The sequence below is a fragment of the Pseudidiomarina fusca genome (assembly GCF_032227045.1).
Taxonomy (GTDB): Bacteria; Pseudomonadota; Gammaproteobacteria; order Enterobacterales; family Alteromonadaceae; genus Pseudidiomarina; species Pseudidiomarina fusca.
Map to the genome: position 1 here is coordinate 19,058 of NZ_JANFPJ010000004.1, position 10,638 is coordinate 29,695.

The 10,638-nt window shown below is 44.6% G+C and carries 15 protein-coding genes; 1 reads left to right on the forward strand and 14 read right to left on the reverse strand.

Features of this window, described 5'->3' with window-relative positions; all coding sequences use genetic code 11:
• Positions 1-26 precede the first annotated feature (26 nt).
• The 14 genes from NOG12_RS03145 to NOG12_RS03205 all read right to left on the reverse strand — a co-directional run bounded on the left by NOG12_RS03145 (position 27) and on the right by NOG12_RS03205 (position 9,037).
• Complete coding sequence (locus NOG12_RS03145; protein ID WP_153827117.1) at positions 27-1,337, reverse strand: APC family permease; 1,311 nt, start codon at positions 1,335-1,337, stop codon at positions 27-29.
• A 21-nt stretch (positions 1,338-1,358) separates the two neighbouring features.
• Positions 1,359-1,793: a YybH family protein gene (locus NOG12_RS03150; RefSeq protein WP_055437789.1), complete on the reverse strand. Its 435-nt coding sequence runs from the start codon at positions 1,791-1,793 to the stop codon at positions 1,359-1,361.
• A gap of 17 nt (positions 1,794-1,810) precedes the next feature.
• Entirely contained in the window at positions 1,811-2,659 is an 849-nt protein-coding gene (locus NOG12_RS03155; RefSeq protein WP_228759565.1) for a copper resistance D family protein, read from the reverse strand.
• The gene (locus NOG12_RS03160; RefSeq protein ID WP_011234483.1) at positions 2,656-3,006 is read right to left on the reverse strand and encodes a copper resistance CopC family protein; all 351 of its coding nucleotides are present in this window, start codon (positions 3,004-3,006) and stop codon (positions 2,656-2,658) included. Before NOG12_RS03160 ends, NOG12_RS03155 begins: the two co-directional genes overlap by 4 nt.
• 26 nt (positions 3,007-3,032) lie before the next feature.
• Positions 3,033-3,776: a copper resistance protein B gene (locus tag NOG12_RS03165; RefSeq protein ID WP_110076776.1), complete on the reverse strand. Its 744-nt coding sequence runs from the start codon at positions 3,774-3,776 to the stop codon at positions 3,033-3,035.
• Positions 3,777-3,787: 11 nt separating this feature from the next.
• On the reverse strand, positions 3,788-5,545 hold the full coding sequence (locus NOG12_RS03170) for a copper resistance system multicopper oxidase (RefSeq protein WP_153827116.1): 1,758 nt from the start codon (positions 5,543-5,545) through the stop codon (positions 3,788-3,790).
• Positions 5,535-5,753 (reverse strand): twin-arginine translocase TatA/TatE family subunit, encoded by a 219-nt coding sequence (gene tatA / locus NOG12_RS03175; RefSeq protein ID WP_011234486.1) that lies wholly within the window; start codon positions 5,751-5,753, stop codon positions 5,535-5,537. Before tatA ends, NOG12_RS03170 begins: the two co-directional genes overlap by 11 nt.
• A gap of 2 nt (positions 5,754-5,755) precedes the next feature.
• The gene (locus NOG12_RS03180) at positions 5,756-6,247 is read right to left on the reverse strand and encodes a DUF411 domain-containing protein (protein WP_006956253.1); all 492 of its coding nucleotides are present in this window, start codon (positions 6,245-6,247) and stop codon (positions 5,756-5,758) included.
• Positions 6,248-6,313: 66 nt separating this feature from the next.
• Positions 6,314-6,658 (reverse strand): hypothetical protein, encoded by a 345-nt coding sequence (locus tag NOG12_RS03185; protein WP_313932394.1) that lies wholly within the window; start codon positions 6,656-6,658, stop codon positions 6,314-6,316.
• 355 nt (positions 6,659-7,013) lie between these two features.
• Complete coding sequence (locus NOG12_RS03190) at positions 7,014-7,661, reverse strand: site-specific integrase (RefSeq protein WP_313932398.1); 648 nt, start codon at positions 7,659-7,661, stop codon at positions 7,014-7,016.
• Between the two features lie 9 nt (positions 7,662-7,670).
• Positions 7,671-7,853, reverse strand: coding sequence for a hypothetical protein (locus NOG12_RS13390; protein ID WP_110076781.1), 183 nt, complete (start codon positions 7,851-7,853; stop codon positions 7,671-7,673).
• A 148-nt stretch (positions 7,854-8,001) separates the two neighbouring features.
• Positions 8,002-8,217, reverse strand: coding sequence for a GDCCVxC domain-containing (seleno)protein (locus tag NOG12_RS03195; RefSeq protein ID WP_072243337.1), 216 nt, complete (start codon positions 8,215-8,217; stop codon positions 8,002-8,004).
• Complete coding sequence (merC, locus tag NOG12_RS03200) at positions 8,205-8,594, reverse strand: organomercurial transporter MerC (protein WP_034823179.1); 390 nt, start codon at positions 8,592-8,594, stop codon at positions 8,205-8,207. The genes NOG12_RS03195 and merC overlap by 13 nt, the downstream gene beginning before the upstream one ends.
• Positions 8,595-8,659: 65 nt before the next feature.
• Complete coding sequence (locus tag NOG12_RS03205; protein ID WP_008950466.1) at positions 8,660-9,037, reverse strand: MerR family transcriptional regulator; 378 nt, start codon at positions 9,035-9,037, stop codon at positions 8,660-8,662.
• A gap of 242 nt (positions 9,038-9,279) precedes the next feature.
• Between NOG12_RS03205 and NOG12_RS03210 the strand changes: the two genes are divergently transcribed.
• Complete coding sequence (locus NOG12_RS03210) at positions 9,280-9,987, forward strand: hypothetical protein (RefSeq protein ID WP_313932397.1); 708 nt, start codon at positions 9,280-9,282, stop codon at positions 9,985-9,987.
• Positions 9,988-10,638: the final 651 nt, after the last annotated feature.

Here is a 10,638-nt window from a genome sequence, read left to right on the forward strand (position 1 = left end):
AAAAAGAGCGCTATGCGCTCTTTTTCTTAACGCTTTTTACGTAAAAACAAAATCTCACCAGCGGCAATCAATGCCATACCGATAAGAGACGCCCAAATAACCAGCGGATCGCTTGTCCATTTCACCCATATAAAAGCGGCTAAAACGATGACATCTAGCGTGATTGCGCTGACAAGTATGTAAATATTGGCATTCACCTTTTGCCTTAGATGCCGTAATACGCCCCAGTGGATCGCAATGTCCATCACGATATAAAAAATAGCGCCCAGTGACGCAATTCGACTCAAATCGAAGAATGCCGCTAAGATCATAGCCATAACAATGGTGTAAACCAGCGTATGCTTCTGAATGGAACCTGGCATGCCAAAATGACTGTGTGGAACAAGCTTCATATTGGTCAACATGGCTAACATTCTTGAAACGGCAAACGCGCTGGCAATCACTCCTGATACCGTTGCTACAATTGCAAAAGCGACCGTCACCCATAGTCCGGTCTCGCCATAGACGGGTCTGGCTGCTTCAGCAAGCGCGTAGTCTTTCGCTTTCACAATTTCATCTATGGACAGGCTCGAGCCAACCGCCAGAGTGACCAGAACGTATATTAACGCGCAGATAATAAGCGAAATAATAATGGCACGCCCGACATTTCTCTTAGGCTCAACAATTTCACCGCCACTATTGGTTATTGTTGTAAACCCTTTGTACGCAAGTATGCTTAAAGCAATCCCCGCTAAAATACCGCCACCCGTAGCTTCTTCTGGAATAGCCGATATCGATTCAAACTGAATGCCTGAGGCCCACAAACCACCAGCCGCTAAAATGACCAACCCTAAAGTCTTAACAAAGGCCATAAAAAACGAGAACGTTTGAATAAACTGATTACTCAAAATATTGATAAAAAACGCAAAGACCAGCAAACCCACCGCCAACAAAGGGATAAGCCACTGCGCTTCAAAAGAAATTAACTGGCTGGTATAAGACGCAAATGTCCGAGCGACTAAACTTTCATTAATGACCATAGAAAAGTACATCAAGAGTGCGAATATCGCCGTCACACTTCCTTTTCCATAAGCTTTACTGAGGAACATCGCAATACCGCCCGCTGACGGATAGGCTTTCGCCAACTTAACGTAAGAGTACGCGCTAAAGCCGGCAATGATACCGCCGCACACAAACGCCAGGACAAACCACTCTCTTGCCAGCTGAGCAACTTGTCCGGTCAGTGCAAAAATACCAGCGCCAATCATCACACCAGTCCCCAGCGACACCGCCCCCCAAAGGCTCAGGCTGCTTTTCTGATAATCCTGATGTCCGTGTTCATGATCGTGTTCTGCCATAATCAGCTCCTGTGATTGAACTCAGTTGGACCAATGGATCCGGATAATTTTCCAGCCAGACTCAGTCGTATTTGATACGGTTACGGTTTCATTCATCGTTAAATCAACCTCACGCCCGTTATACTCCCCGGAAACGCTATACCGAGAAGTGATCACAGCAAGGCCATCGGCTTCTTGTACTGTCCTTTCAAGCAACTGTGAAGGAACCGCCTGGCTAAACTTAATATCTGACTTAAGATGATGAGCACTGTATTCAGCCAGGGACCGTTCAACGCCACCACCTTCAAAGATAAGCACATCATCGGAAAGCACGTCTTTAACGACCTCCGTGTCACCTTCAGTTAAAGCAGTTCGAAATGCATCAAGCACAGCGGTCGGCTCAGATAGTTTTTCGGCGCTACTGGGCGCTGAAATAAACATTACCGAAACCATAAAAACACTCACAAGTAATTTCATTCTTCTTATTCCTTACATTAACCGGGGGAAAACGCGCTGCTTAGCGCTGAGGCCAGGGTAAAAATAGTGACAGCCAATACCATTTCCGCCGTTATGGAGTTTTTGAGTCGCTTGGCGGCCGCGTTATCATTTAATTGCGGTACGAACTTTAATTTATGCAATGCGGCAACAAGGAGAATCAGCGCCACAAACACAAGTTTCGCTAGTAGTACCGTGTCATACGACGTAAGCGGCAGCTCTGGCATCCATCGCCCTGTTGCACTACGATACATAACCAAGCCCGCAATAAGGAGTATTGGAACCGCTGCAGACATATGCACACCAAAACGCTCCATAATGGCTTTCGCTTTAGCAAGCGGTACCGACGTTGCCAGCTTTCGCAATGAGTTAAGACTGCCGAACCAAATCCAAGCGACTAACAAGTGTGTTAAAAGCGCTAGCTTTCCCCACCAGACGGCGTCACTGCCGTGACCAATACTTAAAAAGCTCCATCCCATGAGTCCAATGGCGACAACATATAGCACCCACTTTATACGTTTTAGCTTAACAACGGAGTAAACAATCCAAGCAATAGCAATCGCTATCTGAAGTTGGATGAACAACCCAACAGGGCCGGTCCATATAAACTGCATGTAAGTCTTGTCAATCATGCCGGCAAAGCCTTCAGCAGCAAAACTACCGACTTTCAGAAAAAAATACAGAAGGCTTGCCAGTAATAGAAGCAACGCAACAAGGCTATTCTTTCGTTCAGACTGCTTTTTTAAACCGGACAAATAAACGATATAAGGCGAGGCGGTCATCACCGCGTTAAGCCAGAATATAAAGGCCAACGTTAAAACGCTGGCCACACTCCAAAGGGTCATCATTTCACCTCAAAGCTAAAATCACCCGATATTTTATGACTGTCCCCACCCATTGCCGTCCAATAAACCGTATAACCACCTGACGCCAAATTGTTTTTAACAGCAATTTCGTACGCTGCTTTGGGAGTCATGCTCATCGAAAAGTCCAGCGGATGCATTTTACCGTCATCTGAGTGCAGCATAATTTTAGCCAGACGAACATCACCGGAAAAATTCATCGTAATTTCCGTTGGTGACTCGGACAAAGTCGCACCGTCCTCCGGGCTACTGGATGTTAGGCCGACGTGAGCGCTGGCCCATGCACTAAAAAATAACGTGGTACCGAAGGCTAACTTAAGTATGTTTTTCATGTTGTTTCCTCTTTGTTTATTATCAATTAAAACCAAACTCTGGCCCCAAGGACCACGCCTGTTTCTGTGGTGTCCTCTCCCATTCGTTTCATTTCATCTGCCGTGTTGCCTAACGCGCCGTTCCAATAAACACCAATGTAGGGTGCAAACTCACGACTGATTTCGTGACGATAACGCAACCCCACACGCAAGTTGCTCAAGCCACTTTGCCGTTCATATTTGTCTGAATCTGTCAGGTTGGCTGTAAACTCAATGCGAGGCTGTAAGTACGATGTTTGTGTGAGCTGCCACTCGTACTCAGTTTCGCTGACAAACTGGACATCACCTTCTTCGTTCACCATCAACGAGTTGTCCATTTCAAACCAATACGGAGCCAGCCCCATGAAGCTAACAACGGCATAATTTTCCATAGAGGCATTGGACGATAAGGAGCCTCGCGTACCAACACCGGCCTGAAACGACCAAAACGGAGACATCAGGTAGCCGTATAACAACTCAGCCCTTTCCAAGTCAGTGGGCTCTCCGTCATCTTGAATATTTTCCCCCTCACTTTTGAAGACAAACCGATGATAATCACCACCGTACCAAGCCATCATGTCCCAAACGGCAACGTTCTCTTCCTCGTCTGTTCGCGTTAATTCCAGCCGGTCAAATAATACCTGCCCGGTGTAATATTCTTTAACGGGCTCTGGCCAGCCTTCCTCTGCATGTCCCGCCATTGCCACTGCGGGTAAAAGTGCTGTAGTGAACAACAATGATTTAGCGTACATAGCCTTCCTCCTTATGCCACATTTACCACACGAAACATGCCCGCTTTCATGTGATAAAGCAGATGACAATGAAATGCCCAGCTTCCCGGTGCATCAGCGGATATCAGTAGTGACACTTTCTCGCTTGGTTTTAAACTAATGGTGTGCTTACGAGGACGAGGATACTGTCCATTTTCAAGTTCCATCCACATACCGTGTAAGTGGATTGGATGATCCATCATGGTGTCATTAACCATCACCAACCTTAAGCGCTCGCCGTGACGGAACTGCACAGGGCCGTCAACTTCGGTGTAGTTCTTCCCGTCAAACGACCACATATACCGTTCCATATTACCGGTCAAATGCAGTTCAATCTGGCGCTCTGGTTCCCGCTTATCTGGCCATTCTTGGGCGCCAATAAGATCGCTATACACTAAGACTCTATGGTCAACATTATCCAAACCTATGCCCGGTTCATGGAGACGACTGGTCGGATTCATAGCTATCATGGCGGCAGCAGCTCCGTGACCACCTTCACTGTGCTCAATTTTAATGTTTTCCACAGGAAGCTCTTTTTTATGCATCATTTCATGATTCATATGACCGTCTGTGCCGCTCATATTCATCATACCTTTCTCTTCCTTATTTCCTGACATCGCCATGGCCCCCATTCCCATCGCGGCCATCCCACGTTCAGGCACCGCGCGTAACTCAGGAACTTCTGCTTCAAGGCCAATTTCTGGTGTTAATGTGCCTCTGACATAGCCACTACGGTCAAAGCTCTCCGCAAAAATCGTATAAGCCTTGTTATGCTTTGGCTGAACAATGACATCATAGGTTTCAGCCACTCCGATACGAAACTCATCAATAGACACAGGCTTCACCGGTTGACCATCTGCCGCCACTACAGTCATCTCTAGACCAGGAATACGTACATCGAAATAGCTCATCGCAGAGCCGTTGATAATACGAAGTCGCACTTTCTCACCTGGTTTAAATAATGCTGACCAGTTCATTGCTGAATCGCGACCATTCATCAGGTAGGTGTATGTACTCCCTGTCACATCAGCGATATCGCGAGGACTCATCCGCATTTGTCCCCACATTTCTCTTTGCTTCCAGGTTTTCTCTAACCCATGCTGGCGCACGTCCTCGAACGTCTCAAATATCGTACGCTTTTGGTAGTTATAGTAGCCTTCCGCTACTTTCAAATTACGAAAAACCTCATTTGGATCTTCGAATGTCCAGTCACTTAGAATAATTGTGTGTTCACGATCAGCGCCTATATCTCCGTCTTTTGGGTCGATAATCAGCGGACCTAAGTGCCCCAGTTGCTCCTGTAAACCCGAGTGGCTGTGATACCAATAAGTTCCGTTTTGCTCGACATCGTAGCGGTATTTGAACGTTCGTCCTGGCTTTATCCCTTCGAAAGATACGCCAGGCACGCCATCCATATTCTCCGGCAAAATAATCCCATGCCAGTGGATTGACGTGTCTTCAGATAGTCTATTGGTCACATTTAGCTTGGCTCGTTGACCTTCTTTCAAACGAATTAGAGGACCAGGCATTTGACCGTTAATCGTTATAGGTGTGCCAACCTTATTCCCTACTAACAAAGGAGACTTCGCGATGGTTAAATCAATTTCATCTTTCGTCAAAACTTGATCTTTAAATTTACGCCCTTGAGGTGTTGCCCATGTTGGGGCTACTTTGGCAATTGCTAACGCGGACGCCACAGTAAATGCAGATTTAATGAATTTTCGACGCCCTTTATTAAACTCATTGTTCATGATGACGCTCCTCTTCTGAGGTTAAATTTTGATGACGTTGAATGTCCTTTTCCCTATCAGACGGTTCATCAGTAATCGATGATTTAAACCCTTTTATCGCACTACCAAGATCGGATCCCAGGGTTCGTAGCTTTTTGCTACCAAAAAGAAGAATGACAATAACCAGTAAAACTCCTAACTGAACCATACTCATGCCGCCAAATCCCATAGCTAAAGCCCTCCATTTGAGAGTGCTTGCTGCTGCTCTAAACTTGCTATCTGCTGATAAGGTGTAATTGAACCGTCCTTTTTGATTTCATAGACCGTATACGGTTGAAACCGAGTACCCATTTCCATACCAACAGACCCTACCGGCATGCCAGGAACAGTTAATCCAATGCCATTTTCTGACTTTTTCCCAGCTAAATAATGAGAAACCAATGTAGGAGGAACGTGCCCCTCAAAGACATAGCCATTACTAGAAATAGCGGTATGACAGGATTGGACCTCGGCACTAATACCGGAGTCACGTTTTCGTTGGGTCAGGTTGTTCGGATGTTGTACGGACACACTAAAGCTATCGGGTAAAGCTTGTAACCACTTTTCACAGCAACCGCAGTTGGGATCTTTTAGAACGGTTAGTTGCTGCTCTTCTACATCGGTTGCAGATACAGACACGGAAAACAGCATCGCCAAAACAGCGATATTGCGTTTGATAGACATAATTATTCACCGATTAATAAGTTTTAAGGAAACACGCCGAGCGTGTGTTAAATTTCTAGTAACTTATTAAGCGGTAATTATTGGGGGACGGAATAAATTAGACGCGTGTTTAGGACGAATTGAGGTGTCGATGGGCGCATCGACTTTGGCAGAGAGGTTAACTGCAGCGGCATTAACCGAAGAAGACTGTCCGACAAATAAAACCGAGCCGCCGGAGCAATGCCGAATGGTCATGTCAGCACAGCACGAGTTGTGCTTTTGCGTCTCATGCTCGCAATCGTTTGTGTCGGCTTCGTACATCATGCTGTGCTGCATTTGGCTGTTATCATGACATGCGTGAGCTTCTGCCGTTTGCGAAAACGACATCGACACCAATAGCACTGTCATTAATAACAGAATTCGAATTAGCACGAGCACCCTGCTTTTTGCAATTTAATAAACTTCAGTCTAACGTCATTTTAGCGCATGTCAAATATCATTCTTCTTTACTTTATAGCGTTCGGCCCATGGAAAAATGTTGATAAATAGCTAATTCACTTTAACCAAAGCAACAAGTATAGCTTTTCATCTCTGATCAGAAGCACGAATTTATTTGCCACTACACGTTCACAAGTTGCAGACCACTATAGCTATGTTCAACGTGTTAAGCGAGTATTGGGCATAGCCAAAAAGTTAAAAGATTCATTTGTGAAAAAGCTTTCAATCAAAAAACTAAAGCTGAAGTTTTAGTAACAAGGTAAGTAACACGCTTGAATCTTGATATTTTTTATCCACTATAAAACAATAAGTTATTAGATCTTATCGATTCCGCCTCCGGCACCATTATTGATAAGGCCTCGCTAGAAATAGCGGGGCTTTTCTTTTTCTGGCTTTGTACCAGATTTGTACCAGTTGTACCATCCAAATTGCCCGCCACCCGTTTCAAATGATGACTCGCAAGGTGAGCGTACCGCAGTACCATCTCATACGATGACCAACCGCCAAGCTCCTGCAACTCTTGTAAGCTTGTGCCGCGTTGAACATGCCAGCTTGCCCATGTATGGCGTAAATCGTGCCAACGAAAATTTTCAATACCCGCTCGTTTTAACGCTGCATACCATGCTTTGGTTGATGTGCGCTCAACTGGTTTGCCTTGATACACAAAACAATAGTGAACATCGTCGCCCTGCACTTCTTGCAACACCGATAAAGCATCGTTATTGAGTGGCACGTTTATCGCCTTTCCTGATTTTGATTGATCAGGATGAATCCACGCAAAACCACGTTCTAAGTCCACTTGATCCCACCGTAGATAACTCACATTCGACTGACGCAAACCTCTAGCCAGTGAAAATTGAGCCATCAACCGCAGATGCTTAGGTAACTCATTCAATAAACGTTGTGCTTCATTGGCTGTAGGAAAAAGATTACGGATAAAGTTAGCTTAGTATGTGCTCGTTGATTTAGGCTGCAAGGTTAACGTTAAACCAAGTGCAGATGCCACCTTAGCGATAGTTGAAAATGTCGGATCTCCATCAGATTCCTCCACGCATGCATCCAAGTATGCTTGAATGGCTTCGTCATTATCGAGGTGTTGTGTGTATGTAACTACCCCGGGGTTTGTCAACTGCAGTTAACAACCTGTGCGTTGACACGAGGTTTGAAGAGTATGGTTAGTTGGTAAAAGTGGCAAACGTAATATTGTGTAGGATAAAAACTTAATAGTTAAAATTCGACGAAGCTATGTCCGCTGTGTGCCATTAAGAGACATTCACTTAGCTCTTACAACAACTTTGGCCTTCTTGAATTGGTGGGCATTTCACTGTTCCATAAGAGCAGTATACACAACAATCGCCCTTCAAAGGCTTTAGGAGAACTTTGCAAGATTCACATTCATAATACCACTGGCAAGCGTTGGTTGACATTTCTTCGGTTTTACTGAAACCGCACTCAGGGCAAGTAATGGTAGAATTTAACTCTATACCTCGCATGTTTGCTCCTTCAAAGGTTTAACAATGTCCAATACGGACATTACAATCATCAAACAAATACCCACATAGAACAAATAAGTGCTCCAGTCATATTGCCATAGTGGATAGAGGGTTAACAAAACAGCTATAGGCCCAATAACTCCAAGAGTACCTCTCGTATGATTTTGGTTTTTATACCAGTTATACAAATTTACCAACAACGCCAAAGTTGCAAATATAGGTAACAAGGTATTTACAGCAATCCCCTCAAAGTGAGAGAGAAAGCCTAATCCCAATGCTGATGCTAATGAACCGAGAGCAGGGAAACACCCCGTACAACTGAGGGCTGCAAGCCAAACACCACCTGAGCCAACTTTATCTAAAATCTTATTAATCATTTTTAACGCCTAACATTATTTGAATGACTTGAGTGTAAACTCCGTAGATAGGTACGGAGTCAATGCTATTTTAGCGAATCGATTATTGGGCAGTGAGATTGGTCGTTATTGTTGCGGCATGAATTAGTCATTTCTTTTATGACGACTTCTAAGCGTTGAAGGTCAGCTATCTTACTTTGAATTAAGCTCAGTTTCTGCAAACCTAGAGATTCAACTTTGGCACAATCGCCATCCATTGACATCAAAGACGCTACTTCCTTTAGAGTAAAGCCAAGTGCTTTAGCCTTACAAATGAATTGTAATTGCTTGGTGATTGAGTCGTCATACACACGATAACCATTTTGAGGTTTTTGAGGTTGTTTTATCAAGCCTTCTCGCTCATAAAAGCGTATAGTTTCTACGCCTAAACCAAGTTCTTTAGCCAACTTGCCTATTGTTTTCATCGTATAACCACAAAATCAGCCTACTTCATGACATTAGTATATCAATACGATATAAAATTTCTCGAACTAATAATGACCGCTTCTCGCTCATAGCTGACTAACAGCAATATCCGCAACATTACCCATTTGATTAAAAGCCCTGAAGCGCCCTATTTTCATGCTCTGCCAATCAGTAGCGCCAAATTCGAAACATGCTAGCGTGGTTACGCATTAGTTAAATCAACCAACAAGGAGCCACAACGATGCACCACACCAAAACCGTTTTCGATAAAGCGTTTGCGCATGCTGAACATACCGAATGCCTGTTTGATATGCAGCATCAACTGATTGCTTTGATCGACAACCACCAGCAAATTTTAGGGGCACTTCAGTTCGATCTACGTGACGATAAATACGCTCAAATCGAAACCTTAGCCACTGCCGCCGAGAAAAAGGGTTATGGCTACCGGTTGTATCTAACTGCGCTTGCAGCTCTTGGCCCTGGCATGCAGCTTATTCCTCAAGCTTGCCAAGATAGTGATGTTTGTTTGGATATTTGGTACAAGTTTTACATGGAGCCAGACATCATCAAGACATCGTTAAACGGTACCAAGCATTATCGATTTGAATTTGATGCCACCTACTCTCACGAACTGGCGGGCCTTAACCCCGATATTATTTGTGAGCAATGGCGGGCTTGGGAAATCACCGACGATATCTATACCCATGTAAAATCCGGTGAATTGAATCCGCATCCATCGAATGTATCCTTTACGCTGCCAGAACAACGGCGCGCACACATTACCAAAACGGTAACACCTTATGTGTTCACCGCAGCACAGATTGACGCTTTGAATAAGTGTTTAAGTTTAGATTATGAAAACCTTGGAGCGCCCGCCGCCGATATTCTGCGCCAGGGTGTGTTGTTACCAATACCAGGGCAACTCGCAAGTTCGGCACAGGCCGCCTAATAAAAAACGGAGGCAGTCGCCTCCGTTTTGTATTAAATTCATCAACGAAGCTTTGACGTTGCCTTTTGCCGTTCAATGACTTCGTTCTGTGCCTCAATTGCTTTATCAATTACCCGAGCATACACACGCTTCTTCTCGCGCGATTTTGCATTTCGCACGAATTCTGACAGGTTCGAATTATAAGTAGTCCTCGGTTTTAGCATCCGACTAAACATGACGAAATCCTCCTTGTTATCGCTCAGGCTTGCGCTAATTATAGCACTCCACAACGAGTCAAACGCCCTCTAAAAACTCACTAAAATGCATATCTATGCAAACACCCAAATAGCATGAAATCATGCTTCATTGCCGCTCAAAATAGCATGATTTCATGCCAAGACCTTGTGACCAAGTTGGCGGTGACCATGCTAATTTACCTTAATGGATTTTAAGCGACGCTGAGATGCCGGATAGCTGAACCCCCTATGTAGCAAGGGCTGTAAAGCAATGCACATTGAGGTATAAAGATGAAAATTACCCCAGACTACCTTGACATGGTAGGGGTCGGTAGTTCGAGTCTACTCGGACGCACCATCTTCTTAAAGTTCCAAATCCATTGATTTTATTGACTTGCAGCCGTGATGGTTGGCTTGATGTTATTTATTTTTTTCT